Source organism: Flavobacterium sp. AK-301 (genome assembly GCF_058310215.1).
Map to the genome: position 1 here is coordinate 236,317 of NZ_JBZEES010000004.1, position 24,999 is coordinate 261,315.

Below are 24,999 nucleotides of genomic sequence, written 5' to 3' on the forward strand. Positions count from 1 at the left end.
TATAAACTATATTCCTCTTTTTTATTTTATAATGATTTTGCTACCTTATCTACAGCGTGAATTGTAAAATCCAGATCTTCATAAGATAAAGCATCCGTGATAAACCAGGTTTCATATGCTGATGGAGCAATATATATTCCTTCTTTCAGTAAACCGTGGAAAAACTTTTTAAATGTTTCATTATCTCCTTTTGACGCTGTCTGAAAATCTGTAACAGGTACTTTATCAAAATGCACAGAGATCATCGAACCTACTCTGTTTATTGTAAAATCAACAGAATGTACTTCTAATTTTTCACGAATTCCCTTTTCTAAATAAGCGGTTTTAGCGGCTATACTTTCAAAAACAGAATTATCTTTATTTAATGCTTTTAGCATGGCTAATCCTGCTGCCATGGCTAACGGATTACCGGATAATGTTCCTGCCTGATATACCGGACCAAGCGGTGCTAGCTGATTCATAATTTCGGTTCTGGCAGCAAAGGCCCCTACCGGAAGTCCTCCTCCAATCACTTTTCCAAAAGTCACAATATCTGCTATAACTCCAAAGAGTTCCTGCGCTCCACCTTTAGCTAAACGGAATCCGGTCATTACCTCATCAAAGATCAATAAAATCCCATTCTCATCGCATAACTGTCTTAATCCTGCAAGGAAACCTTCCTTGGGAGGAATACAGCCCATATTACCTGCAACAGGCTCTACGATAATAGCTGCAATCTCATTTTCATTAGCTTTAATGATTTCTGAAACATTCCTCAGATTATTATATTGTGCTAATAAAGTATCTTTTGCTGTCCCTTGTGTTACTCCGGGACTGTTTGGCGCACCAAAAGTAACGGCTCCGCTTCCTGCCTGAATCAGAAAAGAATCGGAATGCCCGTGATAACAACCTGCAAATTTTATAATTTTATCTTTTCCTGTATATCCTCTGGCTAATCTTACAGCACTCATGCAGGCTTCTGTACCTGAGTTTACGAAACGTATTTTATCTATTCCGGGAACCATACTTACTGCTAGTGCGGCAATTTCTGTTTCCAGTACTGTCGGCATTCCAAAAGAGGTTCCTAATTTTGCTTTACTGATTACAGCTTCTACAACCGGCTCATAAGCATGCCCCAGAATCATAGGTCCCCAGGAGTTAATATAATCAATCAGACGATTACCATCCTCGTCATAAAGATAAGCTCCCTTGGCTTCTTTTACAAAAACAGGCGTTCCTCCAACTGATTTAAAGGCGCGTACAGGAGAATTCACTCCTCCGGGAATTACTTTTTCTGCTTCAGCAAAAAGCTGACTGCTTCTTTGATATAACATTGTATAACTAATTTATAGTTTTAATAGTTGTCCTATTGAAATAGTATTATCTGAAAGACCATTCTTTATCTTGATTTCTTCTACTGTAGTATTAAAGCTTTTAGAGATTGAATAAAGTGTATCTCCTTTTTCTACTTTATATGTACCTTTGCTATCATTTACAGTGATTGTGGTATCTATATCTGTATTTGTAATCGGTGTTTCAGCCACAACAACAGAAGGTTTATTCTCCGGAATTACTTTAGAAGGCGCTCCTGTTTCTAAAGGTTCTGAATCATATTTATATAATTGGTGTTTTTCTATCAGACCAATTAATTTATCCGGATATTTAGGATCTGTAGCATATCCCGCTGCTTTCAACCCTTTTGCCCAAGATTTATAATCATCTTTTTTAAGATTAAACAAACCTGCATATCTTTTTCTTGTAGTTAAAAACAAAGAGTGATCTCTATAAGATTCTGCAGGATCATTATATTTTCTGAAACATTCTTGTAGAGAATCATCATCATGCTTCACGCTTTCTCCTGTCCATTCATTATGACATTTAATCCCAAAATGATTATTTGCTCTTTTGCTTAAAGTCCCTGCTCCTGCTCCTGATTCCAGAATTCCCTGTGCTAATGTGATACTTGCCGGAATACCGTATTTCTGCATATTGTATTTAGCTGTTTCTTTATAAGCGTCAATATAATCTGCCACTACTCCACTGGTAACTATTGTTTTTGAAGTGGACTCCAATGTTTCTGTTGTATTGTTATAATTTGGTTTTTTTGAAACGGTGGTCTTATGGCTTGTCGTTGGTTTCTTTTTATTTTTAGAGATCTCAACTTTTAATTTTGATCGGTTACTCTTCACTTTTGACTTTGAACCTCCGCAACCAGCAAGAAGTACAACAACTAATAAAAGCATAATTTTTTTAAACATTGAACTTAATTTTTAATAGTTTTTTCTTTTCTAATTTCTTATTCATTCCTTCTATTCCCTGAAGACCGCCTGTATGAAGCATTAAAATCCTCGCATCTTCCTTAAAATAACCTTTTTGCATTAAATCTATAACGCCAAAAACCATTTTTCCGGTATAAACAGGATCTAACGGAATTTTATTTTGTTCATAAAAATGGTTTATAAACTGAATCAAATCTTCTGAAACCTTTCCATATCCTCCAAAATGGTAGTCTTTAATAAGTTCCCAGCGATTATTTTGTGCAAATTTACGAATATCATCTTGTAAAAAGCTACCTTTTAACGCCGGAAATCCTAAAATCTTTTGATGTGGCAACGAACTGTTAATTAATCCTGCAATAGTCCCTCCGGTTCCTACCGCACAACATATATAGTCAAACACGGCATCTTTATCTGTCAAAATCTCCTCGCAACCCTTTACTGCTAAGGCATTTGTCCCTCCTTCCGGAACAAGATAAAAGTCCCCAAACTTTGATTTCAGCTCTTCTGTAAAGGTATCTTCTGTTTTGTGTCTGTAAGTTTCTCTGGAAACAAACTCAAACTGCATTCCGCAACGTTGAGCAAAAGACAGTGTTGGATTCTCATTTATCTTACTTCTCAATTCCTCTCCTCTTATAACTCCGATCGTTTTGAGTCCTGCTATTTCACCTGCTGCTGCTGTTGCTGCAATATGATTGGAAAAAGCACCACCAAAGGTCAGTAAAGTATCTGCTCCTTTTTTTGTAGCTTCGATCAGATTATATTTCAGTTTTCTATATTTATTTCCTGAAACAAAAGGATGAATCTTATCTTCTCGTTTCACAGAAAGTCTTTCATTTGTTATTAACTGTACATTTTCTGGCTCTTTATATTCTATAAACATAATAATATATTCTCTGTTATAAATATTTCAAAAAAGACCATAACGCCCTATTTTTCAAGTATTCCGGATCTTTTTCATAAAAATAAGCTTCTTTTTCAAAGCTAATATTTTTATATGCTGTTTTTTTATTCTTATATTGCATCAGTCTAATCAGAAATTCAAGACCGTACCAAATAAAAAATGGTAAAATCAGTGTTTCTAATTGTTGTCGGATATGTATCTTTTCATGATTAACCAGTACAGCATTCTGCTTGTCTTTCATAGTATGTAATACAATAAAAGGAAACAGTGTTATACCGGTATACCCTTTAGGTACTAGATATTTTGATACAATTAGAAACATTGTTTTGTAATTTATAAACTATGGATAGCCAAAATACTAAAAATAAATTAACTGAAGGAGAAGATTTTTATTTAACTCCTGAAGGATATAAAGTTTTTACAGAAGCTTTTCATTTAAAACGTGGTTACTGTTGTAAAAACGGATGCCGACATTGTCCATATGGTTACGATAAAAATACAGGTACTAATAAAATTAATCCAAAGATATAAAAATGATCTGATTTGAAAATAAGAGCGCACAGAATGTCTCCTTTACCACTATGAAAGCGCGAAATGGGCTTTTTTTAATTTTAAATCAATTTACTATTATTATAAAACAAGAGAATTATGACTTTTCAAGAACAAATTTTAGAAGGTATTCCAAATCAGCTTCCAAAGCAAAGACCTTATGACCCTACAATAAACCATGCGCCTAAACGCAAAGAGATCTTAACAGACGAAGAGAAGAAATTAGCTCTTAAAAATGCACTGCGCTATTTTGAACCTAAACATCATGCGGAATTAGCGAAAGAGTTTCTGGAAGAATTAAATACATATGGAAGAATCTATATGTATCGTTTTCATCCGGATTATAAAATCTATGCCAGACCTATTTCAGAATATCCAGGAAAATGCGAACAGGCAAAAGCGATTATGCTGATGATTCAGAACAACCTGGATCACGCTGTAGCACAACATCCACATGAACTGATTACTTATGGAGGAAATGGTGCTGTATTTCAGAACTGGGCACAATATCGTCTGGTAATGAAATATCTGGCTGAAATGACAGAAGAACAAACCTTAGTAATGTACTCCGGGCACCCACTGGGTCTGTTCCCTTCCCATAAAGAAGCTCCAAGAGTAGTCGTTACTAATGGTATGGTAATCCCTAACTATTCGAAACCGGATGATTGGGAAAAATTCAACGCATTAGGAGTTTCTCAATACGGACAGATGACCGCGGGAAGTTATATGTATATAGGACCTCAGGGTATTGTACACGGAACAACCATCACGGTTTTAAATGCAGGAAGAAAAATTGCTAAAAACGGTGAAGGTCTGGCAGGAAAACTATTTGTTACCTCCGGTCTTGGAGGAATGAGTGGTGCTCAGCCTAAAGCAGGGAACATTGCAGGATGTATTACGGTATGTGCGGAAGTAAATCCTAAAATAACACAGATTCGTCATGATCAGGGATGGGTTAACGAAATTATTAAAGATCTTGACGAATTAGTAAAACGTGTGCGCAAAGCACAGGAAAATAAAGAGGTAGTATCTATTGCATACCTTGGGAATATTGTTGATGTATGGGAGAAATTCGACACAGAAAACTTATATATTGATCTTGGAAGCGACCAAACCTCCCTGCACAACCCTTGGGCAGGAGGATATTATCCGGTAGGTCTTTCGTTTGAAGAAGCGAACGATCAGATGGCAAATAACCCGGAGCTATTTAAAGAAAATGTACAAGAAACACTGAGAAAACATGCTGCGGCTGTTAATAGACATACTGCAAAAGGAACTTATTTCTTCGATTACGGAAATGCTTTCTTATTAGAATGTTCTCGTGCAGGTGCTGATGTTATGGCTCCAAACGGTATTGACTTCAGATATCCGAGTTATGTACAGGATATTATGGGGCCTATGTGTTTTGATTACGGATTTGGACCATTCCGTTGGGTATGTGCAAGTGGTGATCCGAAAGATCTGGCTAAAACAGATGCTATTGCTTGTTCTGTTCTTGAAGAAATGGCAAAAACTGCCCCTGCCGAAATCCAACAGCAAATGCAGGATAATATTAAATGGATAAAAGGCGCTCAGGAAAACAAACTGGTAGTAGGTTCTCAGGCTCGTATCTTATATGCTGATGCAGAAGGACGTATTAAGATTGCGGAAGCTTTTAATCAGGCAATTGCCAAAGGCGAAATCGGAACGGTGGTATTGGGAAGAGATCATCATGATGTTTCAGGAACCGATTCTCCTTACAGAGAGACTTCTAATATTTATGATGGCTCCAGATTCACTGCAGATATGGCGATTCATAACGTAATAGGTGACAGTTTCAGAGGTGCTACCTGGGTTAGTATCCACAATGGCGGTGGCGTTGGTTGGGGAGAAGTAATAAACGGTGGTTTTGGTATGGTTCTTGATGGCAGTAAAGATGCGTCAAGACGCTTAGAATCAATGCTTTTCTGGGATGTAAACAATGGAATTGCAAGAAGAAACTGGGCAAGAAATGACGAAGCAATCTTTGCTATAAAACGTGCCATGGCAACGCAACCATTATTAAAAGTGACCATCCCTAATTTAGTCGAAGAAAGTATTTTATTAAATGTTGAGAATACGATAAACGTATTAGGCTAAGAAAATAATAACAAACAACAATAAAGATGAAAGCAATCCGATTTATTCCCGTTCTTCTTCTCTTTATACTGGGGTCTTGTGCTTCAGTAAGGGTGGATACAGATTATGACAAAAATGCAGATTTCTCTCAGTTCAAAACCTATGCTTTTTATAAAGACGGTATTGATAAAGTGGAAATATCTGATCTGGACAAGAAAAGAATCCTTCGTGCAATTGATCTGCAGTTAACTGCTAAAGGAATGACCAAAAGTGAAAATCCTGATCTTCTAATCAACATATTTACCAAATCTAGAGAACAAGTTAACGTGAACCAGTTCAGTGCCGGATGGGGTTATGGTTGGGGATACGGGTGGAGTCCGTGGATAGGTGGAAATTATTCTACTTCCATAAGCTCTACTACGGAAGGAACACTTTATATTGATCTTATCGACGGTAGAAAAAAAGAACTGGTTTGGCAAGGTGTCGGAACCGGTGCTCTTAGTCAAAGTATGAACAGGAAAGAAGAAAAGATCAATGAATTCGTTGCCAGAATCCTGTCACAATATCCTCCGGGAGCAAACAAAAAATAAGTCGAATTAAAAATCATTTTTATTGTAACCATAAAGCCCTTGCCGGATATTCCGGCAGGGGTTTCTTATTTCCGTTGAAGAGGCTTATTTGTTTAAAGATCTACGTAAGGTTCGCAAAGGTTTTTTAATGCTAGTTATTGGTCTTTGGTTATTAGTTCATAGCAGTCTTTCTTCTTGGCTCTTGTTTCTTTCCTCTAAATCAAATATCGCAAATCATATATCAAAATCCTTTATCCTTAACAAATAAATCAATATATTCTTTCAATAACAATCGGATCTTTTCTATAGGCAGATCTTGTTCCGGACCAAGTAACAGTATTTTCATTCTGGCTCTTTTTTCAGTAATCAGGTCAGGATGATTAATCAGTTTTCCCTCTACAAATCCAATGTAGGGTTTCAGATGTTTTTTATGTACCCATAAATAACAACACATCTTCCCTCTGTAGCAATAAACAGGCATACCATATTTCCACTCTTCTGTTAAGTTTTTATCAGACTGAAGAATATAAGTTCTCAGAAACTGCAAACATCCTTTTATAGGTTCTTCCTTATTTAAAAAATAGTTATCTATGGATCGTAACATACTAAATTGATTACTGAACTGCATTCATATATTATCCGAATGGCTCTCTTGTGAAACAAATATAATTAAATCCAGGAAAATAATTATTTGTTATTCACTACAGATTTAAAGCTTCCCAACATACCTGGGTTATTTTAGTTGATAATTGATAGTTTTGTAATACTGAAAACTGAGACTGAAAACTATTTTAAATATTTTGAACCTCTGTCTGTCTTAAAAAACTCCCATACTTCATTTATAAATGAAATATCATTTAAAAGAGAGGTCTACTTTTACACTCTAATCAATATATTTAAAACTATGGAATACAATGTAAGAGTACTTTGGGAAAGAAAACCAGACGAACTTTTTACGGATAATCAATATGACCGAACTCATAAATGGATCTTTGATGGTGGTACAGAACTAATTGCCTCTTCTTCTCCTCAGGTTGTTCCACTTCCTTTATCCAACGAAACTGCTGTTGATCCGGAAGAATCGTTTGTAGTAACATTATCCAGCTGTCATATGCTGTTCTTTTTATCTCTGGCAGCAAAACACAACTACACTATTGATTCTTATGAGGATCATGCAGAGGGAATTATGAGCAAAAACACAGATGGAAAGATGGCAATGACTGTTATTACACTGAAACCAAAAACAACTTTCTCCGGCTCTGTTATTCCTACACAGAAACAAATAAAAGCTTTACACGCCACAGCTCATGAAAGATGTTATATCGCTAATTCAATTAAATCAGAAGTTATTATTTCAATATAAAATTTTACATTTATGAAAGATTTAGAAATTCGTTTAAAAAATCAGCCGGGAACACTGGCACAAATGGGAGAAGTATTGGCGGAAGCCGGAATAAGCGTCGAAGGTGGCGGTGTCTGGACAATCGGAAATCAGGGAACTGCTCATTTTTTGTTTGAAGATGGTACTGCTGCCCGAACAGTACTGGAAAAAAACGGAATTGAGGTAATCAGAGAAAATGAAATCCTTATTCAACGATTAAAACAGGATCTTCCGGGTCAGTTAGGTAAAATTACCCGACTAATGCAACAGGCAGACGTTAATATCGAAGTACAATATAGTGATCATAACAATCAGCTGATATTAGTAGTTGATGATATTGAAAAAGGTCGTATTGTTTCGGAAAACTGGATGAAAACAATATAATACAAAATATAGATGGAGTTTGAAAAACAGTTTGGTGAAATTGCTTCACTTATAGGGGATAAATCACGAGCTATTATGCTGTGGCATTTACTGGATGGCAGAGCATATACTGCAACTGAACTGTCTTTGTGTGCCAATATTTCTCCTCAATCTGCAAGTAATCATTTGCTCAAACTGGTTTCAGCTTCCCTGCTCACTGTGGAAAAACAGGGAAGACATCGTTATTACAGATACAGTCATCCGGATGTAGCCAGAGCAATTGAATCTATGGCAGTTCTGCTACCCTTACATTCTGAACAGAAAAGAAAAGAACGAACTGATCCCTCAGGAGTAACATATATCAGAACCTGTTATGATCATATCGCAGGAAAAATAGGTGTAGAAATTACTACAAGTCTTATTCAGAATAAAATAATCGAAGAGACTAATCAATATTATAAAGTTACATCTTATGGAAAAGAATGGTTTGCTTCTATTGGAATTACAATTGACCAGTTAAAATTACAAAAACGCTCCTTTGCTTATCCGTGTCTGGACTGGAGCGAAAGAAAACATCATCTGGCAGGTGCTCTCGGAGCTGCTTTACTCGAAACTCTATTGCAAAATGACTGGGTCAGAAGGATAAAAAACTCAAGAGAACTGATCGTTACAGCAAAAGGAAAAATAGAACTGAAGGATCGATTGAATCTGATTTATTAGTTTAAAGTTACTCTACATCTCAGGATTTAACCACAAAACCTTTTTAATTGATCATTTTTGGAAACTAGAATTAATAACTTTAAATAATAAGTAAAAAGCAAGGAATAATCTAAATCAATTTTTATCTGATTTCTATTCTGTCTTTTGACTCCTTTTACTTTCAAAACGGATACACTACTCAAAGCCTCATACGACATATTGTTTTGTATGGGGCTTTTCTTTTTAGAACAGAAACAAGGGTACTATAGTTCTAATAGAGCAGATTCTATAAAAAAATCATAACAAAAAAACATTTAATTCTATTTTTACATAAATATTATTTTTTTATTTTTTATTTTTGTAAAAAACAACATATATTCATATTATTTAAAGCTATATTTTTATTATTTTATCAATTTTAACATTTTTATAAAAATAAGACTTATGAAAGAAACTATACCTACTAAAAATAAAAGAACCTTAAAGAATGATCCGCAATACTTTGGAGCATTTCTTAATATGGCAAGATCAAATATCTACACCATCAACAATCATTTGGCAGAAAAATTTGGTATAAAACCATTATCCGATGAAGAAAAAATAAAAGATAGCTTTTTAGGCAAAAAGAATCAAACTAATTACAAAAGACAACAAAGTGCAATTTATGCCCAGTTAAAACGATTTCTTCCTATTGTTACAATTTTTGATGATGAAATGCTACCAAAAACAGAACAGATAAAAAAGAAAACCATAATCGGAAAACGTTTTGATGAACTGTCAGATACTTTATCAAAAGTTTTTAATGAACTCAATGACTTTCGAAACGATTATACTCATTATTATTCTACAGAAACAGGCAATAATAGAAAAGAAAAAGTATCGAATGAATTAAAAAACGTTTTAGAGCAGAGTTTTCAACTAGCCATTCTCTATACTCAGGAACGATTTAAAGACGTGTTTACAAAAGAGGATTTTGGACTTGCTCACTCTACAGAAATTGTAAAGGAGGATAACACCATAACACAGGAAGGGCTTGTGTTTCTGATCACGCTGTTCCTGGACAGAGAAAATGCCTTTCAGTTTATTAATAAAATAGTGGGATTAAAAGAAACACAACTCAAAAGCTTTCTGGCAAAAAGAGAAGTGCTGTCTGCCTATTGTATAAAACTACCTCATGAAAAATTCATAAGCGAAAACCCCATACAGGCATTCTCTCTTGAACTAATCAACGAACTGAACAAATGCCCTAAAGAACTGTATTATGTAATTACTGATGCCGAAAAGAAAAAATTCCAACCTCAGCTCAAAGAAGAAAAATTCAACAACATCATAGACAACAGTCTTCCAAATACCATCGATGATTATGAAACCTATATTGAGAGTATAACAAAAAGGATTCGTCACGAAAACCGATTCACTTACTTTGCATTAAAATTTCTGGACAAAAAAAATATCTTTTCTAAACTTCGATTCCAAATCGATCTGGGCAAAGTGATTCTGGATGAATACACTAAGCCTCTTAATGGAATAGAAGAACCCAGAAAGGTGGTCAAACACGCAAAAGCATTTGGACGTTTGCATGAAATCCGAAATCAGGAAGAAGATATATTAAAAAAGATTAACCATGGAAACGGTACAACCGTTTTTGAACAGTTTGCCCCACATTATAATTTTAACAATAATAAAATCGGGATTAGTTTTTCGGGAGAAAAAACCGCTATAGTATTAAATCAAAAAGATACTAATAAAAAAGTAAGAAACCATTTAAAACAACCGGAAGTAGATGCCTTTTTAAGTACTAATGAATTGCAGAAGATACTATTATTAGAATATCTGGAACAAGGCAAAACAGAGACCATTATTCAGGACTTTATTAAAAGAAGTGATACCACACTTTTTAACCTGAAGTTTATTGAAGATATAAAAGCACAACTTTCAGATTTAAGTGAATTCAAAAAAAGAAGTCAGGGGCGAAAAGCAAAATGGGCTTATATACCCGGCTCTCTAAAAGAACTACATAATAGAAAACAAGAACTCAACAAAATTCTGGAAAGCTACACTTTAAACGATAAACAAATCCCTTCCAGAATACTGGAATATTGGCTTAACATCACTGATGTGGAAGAAAAAACAGTCGTTTCTGATGCCATCAAAGGATTAAAAAGAGACTGCATCGACCGATTAAAGGATATTGAAAAAGGAAGGACTCCAAAAATAGGCGAAATGGCTACTTTTCTGGCTAGAGATATTGTAAAAATGATTGTTGATGAAAACAAAAAGAAAAAGATTACTTCTTTCTATTATGACAAAATGCAGGAATGCCTCGCCTTATTTGCGGATACTGATAAAAAAAATATTTTTATACAGATGTGCCATAAAGAACTGGGCTTAAATGACAAAGACGGACATCCATTCCTGCATAAAATCAATCTTTCACAATTCAGATACACCTCTGAACTTTACAAAGCTTATCTAGAAGAAAAAGGAAGAAAGATGGTACAACAATATAATTCCAGAACCAATAAATATACTGAAAGAGATCAGTCATGGCTTGAAATCAATTTCTATAAAAAAGAATGGAATGAGATACAAAAGAAAAACATGACTGTTGTAAAACTACCTCATAATCTATTAGGATTACCCTTTTCATTAAGACAACTGGCAAAAGAAAAGAACACTCTTGAGGATTGGTTCCATAATATTACAAAAGGGAGAAAGGGTGCGAAAAACACGGAAGACTGCAAAAAACCGATTGATTTGCCCACAAATCTATTTGACACCCCGTTAAAAGAAGCCTTACAAAAAGAACTAAAACAGAAAAACATTCCGTTTAATGCCGATCACAATTACAGCAAACTATTCCAAGTATGGTGGAGCCAATGCAGGGAGGATAAAACACAGGAATTTTATACCGCCGAAAGAGAATATATCTTTCAGAAAGAAAAACTTCGTTTCCACATCAACTCAAAGGATCGGTTCTCCGATTATTATAAACCTCAGTTTCTAAACAAAATAATTAATCTTAAAAGGAAAGAAAGAACGGAAGAACAAAAAAAGAACAGAAGACTGCCAAACATAGACCCGGAACAGGTAGAAAAAGCAATACGAAACAGAATAGCTGAGACTGAGAAACAAATAAGAATTCTACAGGAGGAAGACCGACTGTTACTGTTACTGTTTGAACAATTAACAGACCATACTCTAAATCTAAAATTAGAAAATATCAGTGAGATGCTCAATGAGACGATCTCTGTAAAAGAAACCATAATCGGTGCTCTGTCCTTTAACGCTATGGGAGAAACTATTAATAAAAACACTGAAAAAGAAACAATTACCAGAAGTATAACAGAGAATAGAAAACGAAAAGAATACTCTGTTTTAAAGAAATATATTTTTGACCGCAGACTACCGGAACTCTTCGAATATTTTGAACAAGAGACCATTCCGATGGAAATCTTAAAAAAAGAGCTCGATGCTTATAACAAAGCAAAAAACAGAATATTTGATGCCATATTTAAAATAGAACAGGAAATCATAAATACAGACAAAGAAACAATCAGGAAACTGAATGTTAATTCCAAAGGGGAAATGCAAACCGGCAACATTCCTCATAAACCTTATTTGCACTGGCTGTTACAAAAAGAAATGATCACAGAACAGGAGTTTACGTTTATGAATATGGTGCGCAACACATTTTCTCATAATCAGTTCCCACAACAAATAACGATGGGACAGGATATAACAATTAAAAATAAAAAGGAGATCGCTACACAAATAGCCGAAAAATATATTGCTAAAACAGAAATCCTACTGGAGGAGTTTGTTTATACTAACAACACAAATCCTTAATAAAATGGAAAAGCTTTCACTATACGAGTTTATGAAGAAAAACACTTTCGCTTTTTCTTCTGATTATTACATTAGTATTACAGCCCTTCCTAAAAAACGCTGCTGATTTCTATAGAATGAAAATGGCGGAACGAATATTTAATACTTTTTATATTACTATAGTAACCAAAAAAGAATAATAACACGATCTTTGAAGTACTGAAAACAATAAAACAGGCTGTTTTTTGTTCTAAAAAACAATCTTAAACCATTTATAATAAAGCAACTAAATTAATAAGTTGTAGTTATCCTTAATTGGAAGGGTATAAACAACAGAAATCTATTTATCCAAAAATAAAAAAAAGTTGTAGTTGTCCTTAATTGGAAGGGTATAAACAACAGTTCATATAAATCACGTACAAATGTAATGTTGTAGTTATCCTTAATTGGAAGGTATAAACAACTGAGTAACACAGTCTATTATGTCTACTTCTGTTGTAGTTGTCCTTAATTGGAAGGGTAAAAACAACCTTGATAGGTAATGGTAGTTTATTGAACAGTTGTAATTATCCTTAATTGGAAGGGTAAAAACAACACTGTTTTATGCGATAAACCATTTTGTATTATTGTTATAGTTGTCCTTAATTGGAAGGGTAAAAACAACAAAAAATCTTGTTCAATCTGAAAAAATTTTGTTTTAGTTGTCCTTAATTGGAAGGATACAAATAATTACTTTTTCATGATTCATGTTTTTCGTTATGTTGTAGTTATCCTTAATTTGTAGAGTAGAAACAACAAATGAATTCAAGTAAAGTTCTACATTATGCTATAGTTGCCCTTAGTTGGAAGGGTAAAAACAACAGCTAAAAAAGACATTTATTTTGTTTTTAATTACTGTAGGTGCTCTTAGTTTGTAGAGTAGAAACAGCAAAACCGTAATGTTGTTTAAAAATATAATGGTTGTAGTTGCCCTTAATTAGAAGAGTAAAAACAACATAAAATACTACCTCGTTCTACGGAAACCCCTCCCGCTGTAGAGAAATAAAAAAGAGAAGTAATTTCAAAAAATTCCTAACTTTACATCAAATCCCAATATGACATTCTATGGAAACTCGTTTTGAAAGTAATCCCATGATCGACAAACTGCCCCTGCATTTAAAACAGTTTATTAAACCGCAAAATTATGAGGACTACACACCGATCAATCAAGCGGTATGGCGATATGTAATGCGTAAGAATGTAGATTATTTAAGCAAAGTAGCGCATCATTCCTATCTGGAAGGACTTTATAAAACCGGGATCGGAGTAGAATCCATTCCCAGTATGTACGGAATGAACCGCATACTAAAAGAAATAGGCTGGGCGGCAGTAGCAGTAGACGGATTTATTCCCCCTAATGCTTTTATGGAGTTTCAGGCATATAATGTATTGGTCATTGCCTCAGACATCCGACAACTGGAACATATCGAATATACCCCTGCTCCGGATATTATTCATGAAGGTGCAGGACATGCCCCTATTATTGCTAATCCGGAATATGCAGAATATCTGAGACGTTTTGGCGAGATTGGATCCAAAGCAATCTCCTCTTCAAAAGATTATGAAATGTATGAAGCCATTCGTTTACTTTCCATTCTGAAAGAAGCAGAAGACACTCCAAAAGAACAAATCGAAAAAGCAGAAAAACAAGTAGAAACACTGCAAAATAATATGGGTGAATTATCAGAAATGGCACAAATCCGAAACCTGCACTGGTGGACCGTTGAGTATGGATTGATCGGAACTCCGGAAAACCCAAAAATCTATGGAGCAGGATTACTATCTTCCATTGGAGAAAGCGCCTGGTGCATGACCGATCAGGTCAAAAAGATTCCGTATAACATTTCAGCCGCCTATCAGAGTTTTGATATTACGAAACCACAACCTCAGCTTTATGTTACTCCCGATTTTGCTTATCTGAATCTGGTACTGGAAGAATTTGCAAATAAAATGGCTTTACGTACCGGCGGATTATCAGCAGTTCAAAAGCTGATTCGGTCTAAAGCAATCGGAACAGTTGAATTAAGTACCGGAATCCAAATCTCAGGAATATTTACCAATGTAATAGAACACGAAGGGAAACCGGTCTATCTACAGACTACCGGGAAAACCGCTTTATCCTATCGCGGTAAGGAACTGGTGGGACACGGAACAGAATATCACTCAGAAGGCTTTGGAAGTCCCACCGGAAAACTAAAAGGAATTAATATCGCCATTGAAGATATGAGCCCGAGAGATCTAAAAGCATACAGTATTTATGAAGGCGAAACCACTACACTGGAATTTGAAGGAGACATTATCGTTTCAGGAGAAATCATTACAGGTTCCCGCAATCTTCAGGGGAAAATAATTCTGGTGCAATTCAAAAACTGTACAGTTACACATCATGATACGGTATTATTTATGCCGGAATGGGGTGTTTATGATATGGCAATTGGAAAAGATATTATTTCCGGTTTTTCCGGTCCTGCAGATATAAACAGCTTTAATCTTATTACACATATCCCTTCGAGCCACACTATAAAAGCAAAAGCTTCTGCCGAAAAAACCAAACTAGAATCACTATATCGAAAAATAAGAACAATCCGTGAAGAAAATCTTTCCGAAGATTTAGAGCCAATATTCGACACCCTCTGTTCCGAATATCCAAAGGACTGGTTACTCCCTCTTGAAATTGTGGAACTGGCACATAAAAACGGCAATCCCGATCTGGAAACAAAAGCAATTACTCATCTGGAACAACTAAAAACAAAACGTCCGGAAACCATTCGCTTAATAACTGACGGACTGGATCTTATTTTTCAGAAAGCTAGCTATAAATAATTGAAGAACTATTCAGTCACAGTATTCAGTATACAGTTTCCAGTGTTCAAAAACTATCAATTATCAATTACGAACTATCAACTAAAACCCATTACTTCTTACTTTTCACATTTTACATCTTACAAATAATATAAATTTTCGTATTTTGTTCCGCAATTTAAAAATCTATTTTTATGGAAGAGCAACAATACGATGCGTTGGGTAATCCGATATACAGACATACAGAAGAAAGTAATGATGCCGTTGTAAAGAACAGCTGTAAATATCTAGAAGAAATCGAAAAACATGTAGAAAAACATATCGGAGAGGTACACATGGTCTTTCATGAGATTGTATCGGAATTTACACATATCGATGTACTTTGGGTACAACCTACAGAAAAATATCCTTATAATGTTCTGATAACTTCAGGAATGAGCGATAAGCCAATGAACTTACCGGATGGCATTGAGGATAAAGAAAACTGGGAACTGGCAGAAATGATGGTGCTACTACCCGCCGACTGGAAAATAAGCCAAAAAGACTTTGAGGATAATGCCAATTACTGGCCTGTCTATTTCCTGAAAATGATTGCCCGATTACCGCATCAGTATAACACCTGGCTGGGCTACGGACATACCATCCCAAATGGTGAGGAAGCAACTCCGTTTGCAGATAATACAGATTTGGGCTGTATGCTGGTTCTCCCTCCTATGCTTAGTTTTGATATAGATGTTTTACAATTACCTGTTAAAGAGGGTAACCGAATCAATTTCTATGCTCTAGTACCTCTTTATCGTGAAGAAATGGACTTTAAAATGGAACAGGGAGTGGATGCTCTTCTTGATCTGTTTGACAAACATAAAATTGACGATACAGTTATTATTAACAGACCAAATGTTTGTTTATAGATTTTTTAGAATCAAGAGCCAATAGAAAAGAGAAATATAACACTGCTAAAAACTGGTCGGGAGACCATAATCACGCTTAAGAAGCAGAAAACTTTGCAAAGCAAAACTGTATTACATACCGTAAACCTCTTTCTTCTTGGCTCTTGATTCTTTCTTCTTACCTCTCACCCTTTACAACAAAACCTTATCTATTGTTTCAGGTTCTATTACCTGATTTTTATACTCTAGCTTCCACCCCATTGAATTAGTTAATATCAGTAGTTTTTGCAATTCACTTATCAATCGGTTCTGAGCATTCGTTTTAAGAGTAGACGCCTCTACTTTCTTTGCTAAATCTGCTTTTACCTGTCGGTTTATTTTGTTATAATCATCTCCCGTAAAAGGATTTAGTCTGCTCTGATTTACATCATAGAACTGAATATCAGGATTAATCTTTATTTCCGGTTCGGGAATATTCTTAATCGTTACAATCTTATTCTTTTCGTCAATATCATACTGAATCTCTCTCAGATTATAAGCAACGGTTACATCTGCATTGATCACAATTAAAGCTTTCTTCTGAAAAGACAGAAAATCCAGAAAATATTTCTTGTTATCTTTATAGGTAACCACTTCAGAGAAATGCCCTTCTGTAACAACGAGCTTCCCTACATTTTTGATCTGCTCCTGAATCAGGTTACTGTTATGGAATAATGTTGCTTCTTCCTGATTTCTCGCATCAATGAACTTAAAGATCACAAAAACGATAAGAATGATCACTATTCCTCCTATTACCAGTTTCTTTTTCATAGATGTTATTATTCAGATATTATATTAAAATTCCATAAATGGAAATCGATTACTAAGATGGTTTATTTTCTCGGATAATCCGATAGAAAATTTCTTATATTCTTCGGATGCTACATTGAACGGTTTATGAGCTTTCCCTTTTTGAACCACTGCTACTTCTTTCATAACCGAATAAACAACAGGATCAATATGGCTTTCTTTGAAACGTTCCCAAATATAATCTATTGCAACGGTAGCAGGATGTAACATATCTTCTGCATAAAAACGATAGTCGCGCAACTCATCCATCATAATCTCATAACTCGGAAAATATTCGGCAAAAGGAGTCTCTGCTACCGTCTGGTAAAGAGCACTTACTAAATGTGCTTTGCTTACCTGATTTTGTACAAATCCGTCTTTGCTGTGTCGGACCGGAGAAACGGTAAATAGTATTTGTACTGAGGGATTCAGCTGATGAATCGCCTGATTGATGTTTTTTAAACTTTCTGCTATTACAGTTATACTTAATAATTCTTTAGTAAACTGTTGTTGTGGCACTTTATGGCAATTCGCTACATACTGCCCCGTTGCTACCTGTTTGTAAACCCAAGCCGTTCCCAGTGTAATAATAACATGGGTTGCTTCACTTATCTTTTGGCGTAACTCCTGAACTTTTGAATTCAAAACGGTTAATAAACGATCAGCATCGGCTGTGCTCAGATCCGAATGGGCATCGAAAGAATGCCAACGCTCATTATGAAAAAAAATATCCTGCTCTGTAAACTGCTTTTCTGCTACTGCAAAACGAATCAGTTTTTCTATCGCCAACGGATGAAACAATATTCCAAACGGATTTACAGTATTCTGAAATTTATAATAGTCCAGTTTTTCACTGATATTAATGGCAAAACAAGAACCCAAAGACACCACTCTTGAATGGTAATCAATGAGATGATCACTTTTCGAAATGGGTATTTGGGTTCTGAATTCCATTTTTTATTGATTATTTGATTGTCCGATCTTTCGATTATTCGAGAGCTCAATAGTTTTGTATCAATCCAACTGCTTCTTTTCTCTACGGCTAGATTATTCTAAAAATCCAACAATCCAACAATCAAGCAATCGAACTATCGTTTTATTTTATAAAATCAACTGCCTTAGACAATGCTTCTTGTATCCCGTCAACATTTTTACCTCCTGCAGTAGCAAAGAAAGCTTGTCCTCCACCACCTCCCTGTATATATTTTCCTAATTCACGAACGACCTGCCCTGCATTTAGATTTTTTTCTGTTGCCAACTCTTTTGAAATATAACAGGTTAACATTGGTTTTCCTTCATCAGCTGTTGCCAAAACAAGGAATAGATTATTTCCTAAACCACCCAGTTCATATACCAGATCTTTAGCTCCGTTTGCATCCAAATCAATCTGTTTTGCCAGAAACTGAATTCCGTTTATTTCTTCCAACTCCGTTGTCAGTTCTCCTTTCAGGTTCTTTGCTTTCTCTTTTAATAAGGCTTCAATCTGTTTTTTCAATTTAACATTATCTTCCTGTAAAGCTATAACCGCTTTTACAGGATACTGTGCGTTTTTTAAAGCAGTATTAATCTCTTTTAAAGTATTTGCCTGTGAACTGTAGAATGCTTTTACACCTTCGTCTGTAATTGCTTCTATACGACGGATTCCAGCTGCAACTGCACTTTCTGACGTAATTTTAAAATACCAAATATCAGCAGTATTCTTTACGTGGATTCCCCCACATAATTCCATACTCTGACCAAACTTAATGGCTCTTACATTATCTCCGTATTTTTCTCCAAATAAAGCCATTGCACCTTCATCAAGCGCTTGCTGAAACGGAATACTTCTTCTTTCTACTAATGGCAACTGCTCCTGAATTCTGGCATTTACAAAATCTTCTGTCTGCTGAATTTCTTCTTCCGTCATTTTAGCAAAATGAGAGAAGTCAAAACGCAAATAATTTGGACTTACCAAAGACCCTTTTTGTTCTACATGTGTACCTAAAACACTTCTCAACGCTTGGTGCAATAAGTGTGTAGCAGAGTGATTACTTGCTGAATCTGATCTTAATTTACCATCCACTTTAGCGACAAAACTTCCGGACACATTTGCCGGTAAGCTTTTAGTAAAGTGTAGAATAAGATTATTTTCTTTTTTAGTATCCAGGATTTCGATCGTTTCATTAGCAGCAGTTAAAATACCTTTATCACCTACCTGCCCTCCACCTTCCGGATAAAAAGGAGTATGATCTAAAACGATCTGATATAATTTACCATCTTTTTTAGAATCTACTTTTCGGTATCGGGTAATTTTCACTTCATTTTCCAACTGATCGTAGCCTACGAATGTCTCTGTATTTCCTTCTGTCAGAATCGTCCAGTCATCCGTAGCAACTTCGGAAGCAGCACGTGAACGCGCTTTTTGTTTTTGCATTTCTTCTTCAAAACCAGCTTCATCAAGAGACAAACCTCTTTCTCTCAGAATCAAAGCGGTCAAATCAAACGGAAATCCGAAAGTATCATATAATTCGAATGCTTTTTGACCGGAAACGGTTTTCTCTTTTGTAGAATCAATTACTGCTTCCAGTAAATGTAACCCCTGTTCCAGTGTTCTCAGGAAAGAATTCTCTTCTTCTCTGATCACATTTTCCACCAATTGTTTTTGTGATCTAATCTCAGGAAATGATTCTCCCATCTGATCACTCAACGTATCAACTAACTTGTATATAAAAGGTCCTCTTTCTCCCAGAAATGTAAACCCGTAACGGATCGCTCTTCTCAGAATTCTTCGAATCACATAACCCGCCCCTGTATTAGAAGGTAGTTGTCCGTCAGCAATAGCAAAAGCAACTGCACGAACGTGATCTCCAATAACACGAATTGCAATATTTACTTTTTCTTCCTCTTCGTTAGAAGCCTTACTATGATATTTAGCCCCTGTTATTTTTTCAATCTTCTGAATCAGAGGAGTAAATACATCCGTATCATAATTTGACGTTACACCTTGTAATACCATACATAAACGTTCAAATCCCATTCCGGTATCCACATGCTGTGCCGGTAATTTTTCTAAAGAACGGTCTGCTTTACGGTTAAATTCCATAAATACATTATTCCATATCTCTACTACCTGAGGATGATCCTCATTTACTAATTCTCTTCCGGGTTTCTTTGCTTTCTCTTCTGCAGAACGAATATCAACATGGATTTCAGTACATGGTCCGCAAGGTCCCTGATCTCCCATTTCCCAGAAATTATCTTTTTTACTTCCTAAAAGGATTCTTTCTTCCGGAACAATTGTTCTCCATATATCATAAGCCTCCTGATCTATAGGTAGTCCGTCTTCTTCATTTCCTTCAAATACAGTTACATATAAAATGTCTTTATCAATCTTATATACTTCTGTCAGTAATTCCCAAGCCCAGTGAATCGCTTCTTTTTTGAAATAGTCGCCAAAACTCCAGTTTCCTAACATTTCAAACATGGTATGATGATAGGTATCAATACCTACTTCTTCCAAATCATTGTGTTTTCCGGAAACACGCAGACACTTCTGAGTATCTGTAATACGATTACTCTTTGGAGTACCGTTCCCTAAAAAATATTCTTTGAACTGTGCCATACCGGAATTGGTAAACATCAGTGTTGGATCATCTTTGATGACAATAGGTGCAGAAGGAACGATTAAATGTCCTTTACTCTGAAAAAAACTAAGAAACTGTTCTCTGATATCTTGCGATTTCATATATTTCGGAATTGAAAAAAATTATATTTAATTTTAATTAGGCTATAAAAAGTTAATGAATTAAAAAATACCCTAAACAAACAAAACATTTTATTAAATTTGTTGAGTCTGTCAAATACTTAAACAAGAGTACCTTTTAACCAGGGTACAAAAATAGCATATTTTAAAACATGTCGAAGGTAAAATATTATTACGATCCGGAAAACTTAGCATACAAAAGAATAAAACCACAAAAAGCAAAAAAAATCAGCTATGCTGCTCTATTTATAATAGCATCCGCACTATTTGGTTTTCTGTGTTTTGTTGTTCTTATCAACTTTTCTTATTTTGAAACACCAAAGGATCGATTACAAGCAAGGGAAATCGACAATTTAAAACTCCGTTACTCTATTCTGAACCGAAAAATGGATCAGATCGACAAAGTAATTGAAAATATAGAGTACAGAGATAACAATTTATATCGCGTCTATTTTAACTCTGCTCCTATTCCTGAAGAACAACGAAAAGCAGGTTTTGGAGGAGTTAACCGATACCAAGATTTAGAAGGTTATAACAATTCTGATCTAGTCGTCAATACTACCAAAAGAATTGATATACTTTCAAAACGACTGGTCATACAATCTAAATCACTAGATGAAATACTTAAATTAGCCGCTACAAAAGAAAAATTATTAGCTGCTATTCCAGCTATTCAGCCTGTAAAAAATGAAGATCTGAAAAGAATGGCGTCCGGTTATGGTTACAGATCAGATCCTTTTACAAAAATTAAAAAATTCCATGCTGGGATGGACTTTTCTTCAAAAATAGGAACTCCGGTCTATGCAACAGGAGATGGAGTTATATACAGAGCAGATGATACGGCTACCGGATACGGAAACCATATTGTCCTTAATCATGGCTTTGGTTATCAAACCACCTATGCTCACCTTAGCGCTTATAAGGTAAAAGTAGGACAGCATGTAAAACGAGGTGATGTCATCGGACTTGTGGGAAATACCGGTCGTTCTCAGGGACCTCACTTACATTATGAAGTGCGTAAAGACGGAGAAGTCATTAACCCTATTAACTTTTATTACGGTAATATTTCTGCGGCTGAATATCTTATTATTTCAAAACTGGCAAGCCAGGAAAACCAATCTCTTGACTAATGCATTTAGAACTACCTGAAAAAAGATACTACAGTATTGGAGAAATTGCAAAAGCATTTAATGTAAATGCTTCTCTTATCCGTTTTTGGGATAAAGAATTTGATATTTTAAAGCCAAAGAAAAATGCCAAAGGTAACCGAATGTTCACACCTGAGGATGTAAAGAACCTCCAGTTGATCTTTCATCTGGTTAAAGAAAGAGGTTTTACGCTGGAAGGAGCAAAAACACACCTGAAAGAAGGGCAGAAAAAAACACTGGATAAATTTGAAATCATCCATAAACTAAAAGGGATCAGGGCAGAGTTATCAAATATCAAGGATAAACTTTAATATATCAAAGTAAAATATCTAACTTTATAATCAGCAATCATTTAACAAAAAAACAAACTCTAAAAATTACAAACTATGAAAAAATGGTTATTACCCCTTGGAATCGTTGTCGCTGTAGTGGCAGCTGCTATATTCTGGTCATTTGGCATAAAAAACAATGCGTTACGTCTTAATCAGGCTGTTGGAAAAGAATGGGGAAATGTTCAGACTTCTTACCAGAGAAGAAATGACCTTATCGGAAATTTAGTAAACACGGTAAAAGGAGCAGCTGATTTTGAAAAAGGAACTTTAACAGCTGTTATTGATGCACGTGCTAAAGCAACTGCAACAACAATCGATCCTTCTAATATTACACCTGAACAGTTAAAACAATTTAATGATGCTCAAGGTGGTGTAAGCAGCGCTTTATCCAGATTATTGGTTTCTGTGGAACGTTATCCTGAACTGAAAGCGAATCAGAACTTCCTTAAATTACAGGATGAACTGGCAAGTACAGAAAATACAATCCAGACTGCAAGAGTACGATTCAATGAGAAAGTACAGGAATACAACGGATATGTTCTGGCTATACCTTACAAATGGTTCTTAAGTGACTATAAAGAAAAACCTTTCTTCGAAGCTGTTACCGGTGCTGATAAAGCCCCTGAAGTAAACTTTGATTTTAAATAAAATGTCAAAAACAGAAGACTTTTTAAATCCGGAAGAAGAACAAGAAATCATTGAAGCTATTCGTATAGCTGAAAGAAATACTTCCGGTGAAATACGTGTCCATCTGGAAAAATCTACTTCCATAGACCCTTTTGACAGGGCTATGGAAGTTTTTCATCATTTAAAGATGGATAATACTAAATTAAGTAATGGTGTTCTCTTTTACTTCGCAGTAGAAGACAAAACATTTGTTATCTATGGTGACAAAGGAATCAATGATCACGTAGAAAGTAACTTTTGGGACAGCACCCGGGATGTTATGGTCACTCATTTTAAAAACAAAAACTTCAAACAGGGACTTGTTGATGGTATCCTAAAAGCGGGCGAACAGCTCAAAAAACATTTTCCTTCGCTTTCTGATAATACCAATGAACTGTCTGATGAAATATCCAGAGGCTAATGACAGCTATATATTCAAAAACATATCGTCTTCTTTTTCTTTTTCTCTATTTTACGCTGACACAGATCGGATACAGTCAATTCACTATTCCTGAAAAACCGAGTTTTCAGACCAGTGTTTATGATTACGCCAATATACTGAGCAGTCAGGAGAAATCAGATTTGGAACAAAAACTAATCCAGTATTCCGATACGACCAGTACTCAGATCGTTATTGTTACTGTTGAAACTATAAAAGGAGAAAACATAGGTCTTTTATCTGCTCAGTGGGCTCAAAAATGGGGTGTTGGTCAGAAAAATGAGGATAACGGTGTTTTTATATTACTGGCAGAAAAAGAAAGAAATATATGGATATCACCCGGATATGGCGTTGAGGATAAATTAACTGCCGGCGTTGTGGGTGAGCTTACCAGAAATATTATTATTCCGGAGTTTAAAGCCGGAAGTTACTATAATGGTCTGGACAAAGGAACAAAAGCTATTTTTGAGATTCTAAAAGGAACCTATAAAGGTTCCCGTCAGCAAAGCGACTCCTCCCTTTCCGGAGGAATATTATTTTTTATCATTATTATTATTGTCATATTCTTTATTTTATCCAAAAACAATAAAGGTGGCGGTAATTCCGGTAACAGAGGTGGTGGTTTTGATCTTGGTGATTTCATCATTCTGAGCAGTCTGGGTCGCGGTGGCTTTGGAGGAGGAGGCTCTTCCGGAGGTTTCGGTGGCGGAGGCTTTGGTGGTGGCTTCGGCGGTGGCGGATTTAGTGGCGGTGGAGCCGGAGGAAGTTGGTAACTTTTAGAACAAAGAAGAAAGAGTCAAGAGCAAAGAAAAATAGAATAAAAAAAGAGACTGTCAGTTTTTGACAGTCTCTTAAAAATTACCCCTCTACTATAAAAGGATCTAAAATTTCAGCCAACTCATTAAGCCATAAAATACTAGTCTCTGTATGTTCTAAATAATTACTTAGCTCATTATCCCGAATAATTGCTAATGCTAAGAGATGGTTTACTAATCGAATAAATTTTGCCATAGTAACCTTATCTATTTTTTCTACAAAAAATAAATTTAATTTATCACTTTGGGCATTTTCTTTTGTTTCATGCATAAAAAAGTCGTAGTTTAAGAATATAAACCCTTATGCTTTAGCAGTTCTAACGCCTACGACAGCGTTTGTGGTCGTTTCCAATACCACCCACATAACATAAGGGAGTCTTTTTATAAGTTCTTAAGGTCGTAGTTTAAGAAGAACAAACATAATCTAAAAAAAATTGATGTTTCGCTACAATAATTCTTTATAATATCTAACAGATTAAAAAAACCTGTTAGGATACATTTCATTTCAACACAATATATTGTATATCCTATATCTAATATAACTACTTATCATAGCATTATTTTAAACTAAAAACACCTTAAAAACAACACTTTATAAAATTTCATTAGCATTTTTGCTAAAGAAATAAGCGTATTTAATTCTTTTACTTGTA

The 24,999-nt window shown here is 35.2% G+C and carries 23 protein-coding genes; 14 read left to right on the top strand and 9 right to left on the bottom strand.

Annotated features, from left to right (window positions below; translation table 11 throughout):
• Positions 1 to 26: 26 nt before the first annotated feature.
• The 4 genes from hemL to AC4FQX_RS09010 are packed head-to-tail and all read right to left on the bottom strand — an operon-like array spanning position 27 to position 3,481.
• The gene (hemL, locus tag AC4FQX_RS08995) at positions 27 to 1,313 is read right to left on the bottom strand and encodes a glutamate-1-semialdehyde 2,1-aminomutase (protein ID WP_491167350.1); all 1,287 of its coding nucleotides are present in this window, start codon (positions 1,311 to 1,313) and stop codon (positions 27 to 29) included.
• 12 nt (positions 1,314 to 1,325) lie between these two features.
• The gene (locus AC4FQX_RS09000) at positions 1,326 to 2,237 is read right to left on the bottom strand and encodes a glucosaminidase domain-containing protein (RefSeq protein ID WP_491167351.1); all 912 of its coding nucleotides are present in this window, start codon (positions 2,235 to 2,237) and stop codon (positions 1,326 to 1,328) included.
• Positions 2,230 to 3,138, bottom strand: coding sequence for a 1-aminocyclopropane-1-carboxylate deaminase/D-cysteine desulfhydrase (locus AC4FQX_RS09005; protein ID WP_491167352.1), 909 nt, complete (start codon positions 3,136 to 3,138; stop codon positions 2,230 to 2,232). Before AC4FQX_RS09005 ends, AC4FQX_RS09000 begins: the two co-directional genes overlap by 8 nt.
• Before the next feature lie 16 nt (positions 3,139 to 3,154).
• The gene (locus tag AC4FQX_RS09010; RefSeq protein WP_491167353.1) at positions 3,155 to 3,481 is read right to left on the bottom strand and encodes a hypothetical protein; all 327 of its coding nucleotides are present in this window, start codon (positions 3,479 to 3,481) and stop codon (positions 3,155 to 3,157) included.
• Positions 3,482 to 3,501: 20 nt separating this feature from the next.
• Here AC4FQX_RS09010 and AC4FQX_RS09015 point away from each other — a divergent pair, with 20 nt between their 5' ends.
• From AC4FQX_RS09015 to AC4FQX_RS09025, 3 genes are all read left to right on the top strand, one after another.
• Positions 3,502 to 3,690 carry a C1orf53 family protein gene (locus tag AC4FQX_RS09015; protein ID WP_491167354.1) on the top strand — a complete coding sequence of 63 codons (189 nt, stop codon included), beginning with the start codon at positions 3,502 to 3,504 and terminating at the stop codon, positions 3,688 to 3,690.
• A gap of 117 nt (positions 3,691 to 3,807) precedes the next feature.
• Entirely contained in the window at positions 3,808 to 5,826 is a 2,019-nt protein-coding gene (gene hutU, locus AC4FQX_RS09020) for a urocanate hydratase (protein WP_491167355.1), read from the top strand.
• Positions 5,827 to 5,852: 26 nt separating this feature from the next.
• A complete protein-coding gene (locus tag AC4FQX_RS09025) occupies positions 5,853 to 6,395 on the top strand; it encodes a DUF4136 domain-containing protein (protein ID WP_491167356.1) in 543 nt (180 codons plus the stop codon).
• A gap of 220 nt (positions 6,396 to 6,615) precedes the next feature.
• On the opposite strand, the gene AC4FQX_RS09030 is transcribed toward AC4FQX_RS09025, so the two are convergent.
• Complete coding sequence (locus AC4FQX_RS09030) at positions 6,616 to 6,978, bottom strand: DUF1801 domain-containing protein (RefSeq protein WP_491167357.1); 363 nt, start codon at positions 6,976 to 6,978, stop codon at positions 6,616 to 6,618.
• 300 nt (positions 6,979 to 7,278) lie between these two features.
• Here AC4FQX_RS09030 and AC4FQX_RS09035 point away from each other — a divergent pair, with 300 nt between their 5' ends.
• The 6 genes from AC4FQX_RS09035 to AC4FQX_RS09060 all read left to right on the top strand — a co-directional run bounded on the left by AC4FQX_RS09035 (position 7,279) and on the right by AC4FQX_RS09060 (position 16,397).
• Positions 7,279 to 7,737, top strand: a complete 459-nt coding sequence (locus AC4FQX_RS09035) for an OsmC family protein (RefSeq protein ID WP_491167358.1) — start codon at positions 7,279 to 7,281, stop codon at positions 7,735 to 7,737.
• 12 nt (positions 7,738 to 7,749) lie between these two features.
• Complete coding sequence (locus AC4FQX_RS09040; protein ID WP_491167359.1) at positions 7,750 to 8,139, top strand: ACT domain-containing protein; 390 nt, start codon at positions 7,750 to 7,752, stop codon at positions 8,137 to 8,139.
• Positions 8,140 to 8,151: 12 nt separating this feature from the next.
• Positions 8,152 to 8,838 carry an ArsR/SmtB family transcription factor gene (locus AC4FQX_RS09045; protein ID WP_491167360.1) on the top strand — a complete coding sequence of 229 codons (687 nt, stop codon included), beginning with the start codon at positions 8,152 to 8,154 and terminating at the stop codon, positions 8,836 to 8,838.
• Positions 8,839 to 9,261: 423 nt separating this feature from the next.
• Positions 9,262 to 12,666, top strand: coding sequence for a type VI-B CRISPR-associated RNA-guided ribonuclease Cas13b (gene cas13b, locus AC4FQX_RS09050; RefSeq protein ID WP_491167361.1), 3,405 nt, complete (start codon positions 9,262 to 9,264; stop codon positions 12,664 to 12,666).
• A gap of 1,083 nt (positions 12,667 to 13,749) precedes the next feature.
• A complete protein-coding gene (locus AC4FQX_RS09055; RefSeq protein WP_491167362.1) occupies positions 13,750 to 15,507 on the top strand; it encodes an aromatic amino acid hydroxylase in 1,758 nt (585 codons plus the stop codon).
• A gap of 173 nt (positions 15,508 to 15,680) precedes the next feature.
• Positions 15,681 to 16,397 (top strand): suppressor of fused domain protein, encoded by a 717-nt coding sequence (locus AC4FQX_RS09060; RefSeq protein ID WP_491167363.1) that lies wholly within the window; start codon positions 15,681 to 15,683, stop codon positions 16,395 to 16,397.
• A gap of 171 nt (positions 16,398 to 16,568) precedes the next feature.
• Here AC4FQX_RS09060 and AC4FQX_RS09065 read toward each other — a convergent pair whose 3' ends face one another.
• The 3 genes from AC4FQX_RS09065 to alaS all read right to left on the bottom strand — a co-directional run bounded on the left by AC4FQX_RS09065 (position 16,569) and on the right by alaS (position 20,928).
• The gene (locus AC4FQX_RS09065; RefSeq protein ID WP_491167364.1) at positions 16,569 to 17,186 is read right to left on the bottom strand and encodes a DUF4230 domain-containing protein; all 618 of its coding nucleotides are present in this window, start codon (positions 17,184 to 17,186) and stop codon (positions 16,569 to 16,571) included.
• Between the two features lie 24 nt (positions 17,187 to 17,210).
• On the bottom strand, positions 17,211 to 18,158 hold the full coding sequence (locus AC4FQX_RS09070; RefSeq protein ID WP_491167365.1) for a GSCFA domain-containing protein: 948 nt from the start codon (positions 18,156 to 18,158) through the stop codon (positions 17,211 to 17,213).
• Between the two features lie 142 nt (positions 18,159 to 18,300).
• Entirely contained in the window at positions 18,301 to 20,928 is a 2,628-nt protein-coding gene (alaS, locus tag AC4FQX_RS09075) for an alanine--tRNA ligase (protein WP_491167366.1), read from the bottom strand.
• A 170-nt stretch (positions 20,929 to 21,098) separates the two neighbouring features.
• Between alaS and AC4FQX_RS09080 the strand changes: the two genes are divergently transcribed.
• The 5 genes from AC4FQX_RS09080 (at position 21,099) to AC4FQX_RS09100 (ending at position 24,304) form a co-directional block, all read left to right on the top strand.
• A complete protein-coding gene (locus AC4FQX_RS09080; RefSeq protein WP_491167367.1) occupies positions 21,099 to 22,076 on the top strand; it encodes a M23 family metallopeptidase in 978 nt (325 codons plus the stop codon).
• Complete coding sequence (locus tag AC4FQX_RS09085; RefSeq protein WP_491167368.1) at positions 22,076 to 22,405, top strand: MerR family transcriptional regulator; 330 nt, start codon at positions 22,076 to 22,078, stop codon at positions 22,403 to 22,405. The genes AC4FQX_RS09080 and AC4FQX_RS09085 overlap by 1 nt, the downstream gene beginning before the upstream one ends.
• A gap of 75 nt (positions 22,406 to 22,480) precedes the next feature.
• Positions 22,481 to 23,074, top strand: coding sequence for a LemA family protein (locus AC4FQX_RS09090; RefSeq protein ID WP_491167369.1), 594 nt, complete (start codon positions 22,481 to 22,483; stop codon positions 23,072 to 23,074).
• A gap of 1 nt (position 23,075) precedes the next feature.
• Positions 23,076 to 23,513 carry a TPM domain-containing protein gene (locus tag AC4FQX_RS09095; RefSeq protein ID WP_491167370.1) on the top strand — a complete coding sequence of 146 codons (438 nt, stop codon included), beginning with the start codon at positions 23,076 to 23,078 and terminating at the stop codon, positions 23,511 to 23,513.
• The gene (locus AC4FQX_RS09100; protein WP_491167371.1) at positions 23,513 to 24,304 is read left to right on the top strand and encodes a TPM domain-containing protein; all 792 of its coding nucleotides are present in this window, start codon (positions 23,513 to 23,515) and stop codon (positions 24,302 to 24,304) included. Before AC4FQX_RS09095 ends, AC4FQX_RS09100 begins: the two co-directional genes overlap by 1 nt.
• 85 nt (positions 24,305 to 24,389) lie before the next feature.
• Here AC4FQX_RS09100 and AC4FQX_RS09105 read toward each other — a convergent pair whose 3' ends face one another.
• Positions 24,390 to 24,617: a hypothetical protein gene (locus AC4FQX_RS09105; RefSeq protein ID WP_491167372.1), complete on the bottom strand. Its 228-nt coding sequence runs from the start codon at positions 24,615 to 24,617 to the stop codon at positions 24,390 to 24,392.
• Positions 24,618 to 24,999 lie beyond the last annotated feature (382 nt).

Coding starts and splice junctions, on each gene's coding strand:
- hemL (WP_491167350.1), bottom strand. CDS start 1,313: ATGTTATATCAAAGAAGCAGTCAGCTTTTTGCTGAAGCAGAAAAAGTA.
- AC4FQX_RS09000 (WP_491167351.1), bottom strand. CDS start 2,237: ATGTTTAAAAAAATTATGCTTTTATTAGTTGTTGTACTTCTTGCTGGT.
- AC4FQX_RS09005 (WP_491167352.1), bottom strand. CDS start 3,138: ATGTTTATAGAATATAAAGAGCCAGAAAATGTACAGTTAATAACAAAT.
- AC4FQX_RS09010 (WP_491167353.1), bottom strand. CDS start 3,481: ATGTTTCTAATTGTATCAAAATATCTAGTACCTAAAGGGTATACCGGT.
- AC4FQX_RS09015 (WP_491167354.1), top strand. CDS start 3,502: ATGGATAGCCAAAATACTAAAAATAAATTAACTGAAGGAGAAGATTTT.
- hutU (WP_491167355.1), top strand. CDS start 3,808: ATGACTTTTCAAGAACAAATTTTAGAAGGTATTCCAAATCAGCTTCCA.
- AC4FQX_RS09025 (WP_491167356.1), top strand. CDS start 5,853: ATGAAAGCAATCCGATTTATTCCCGTTCTTCTTCTCTTTATACTGGGG.
- AC4FQX_RS09030 (WP_491167357.1), bottom strand. CDS start 6,978: ATGTTACGATCCATAGATAACTATTTTTTAAATAAGGAAGAACCTATA.
- AC4FQX_RS09035 (WP_491167358.1), top strand. CDS start 7,279: ATGGAATACAATGTAAGAGTACTTTGGGAAAGAAAACCAGACGAACTT.
- AC4FQX_RS09040 (WP_491167359.1), top strand. CDS start 7,750: ATGAAAGATTTAGAAATTCGTTTAAAAAATCAGCCGGGAACACTGGCA.
- AC4FQX_RS09045 (WP_491167360.1), top strand. CDS start 8,152: ATGGAGTTTGAAAAACAGTTTGGTGAAATTGCTTCACTTATAGGGGAT.
- cas13b (WP_491167361.1), top strand. CDS start 9,262: ATGAAAGAAACTATACCTACTAAAAATAAAAGAACCTTAAAGAATGAT.
- AC4FQX_RS09055 (WP_491167362.1), top strand. CDS start 13,750: ATGGAAACTCGTTTTGAAAGTAATCCCATGATCGACAAACTGCCCCTG.
- AC4FQX_RS09060 (WP_491167363.1), top strand. CDS start 15,681: ATGGAAGAGCAACAATACGATGCGTTGGGTAATCCGATATACAGACAT.
- AC4FQX_RS09065 (WP_491167364.1), bottom strand. CDS start 17,186: ATGAAAAAGAAACTGGTAATAGGAGGAATAGTGATCATTCTTATCGTT.
- AC4FQX_RS09070 (WP_491167365.1), bottom strand. CDS start 18,158: ATGGAATTCAGAACCCAAATACCCATTTCGAAAAGTGATCATCTCATT.
- alaS (WP_491167366.1), bottom strand. CDS start 20,928: ATGAAATCGCAAGATATCAGAGAACAGTTTCTTAGTTTTTTTCAGAGT.
- AC4FQX_RS09080 (WP_491167367.1), top strand. CDS start 21,099: ATGTCGAAGGTAAAATATTATTACGATCCGGAAAACTTAGCATACAAA.
- AC4FQX_RS09085 (WP_491167368.1), top strand. CDS start 22,076: ATGCATTTAGAACTACCTGAAAAAAGATACTACAGTATTGGAGAAATT.
- AC4FQX_RS09090 (WP_491167369.1), top strand. CDS start 22,481: ATGAAAAAATGGTTATTACCCCTTGGAATCGTTGTCGCTGTAGTGGCA.
- AC4FQX_RS09095 (WP_491167370.1), top strand. CDS start 23,076: ATGTCAAAAACAGAAGACTTTTTAAATCCGGAAGAAGAACAAGAAATC.
- AC4FQX_RS09100 (WP_491167371.1), top strand. CDS start 23,513: ATGACAGCTATATATTCAAAAACATATCGTCTTCTTTTTCTTTTTCTC.
- AC4FQX_RS09105 (WP_491167372.1), bottom strand. CDS start 24,617: ATGCATGAAACAAAAGAAAATGCCCAAAGTGATAAATTAAATTTATTT.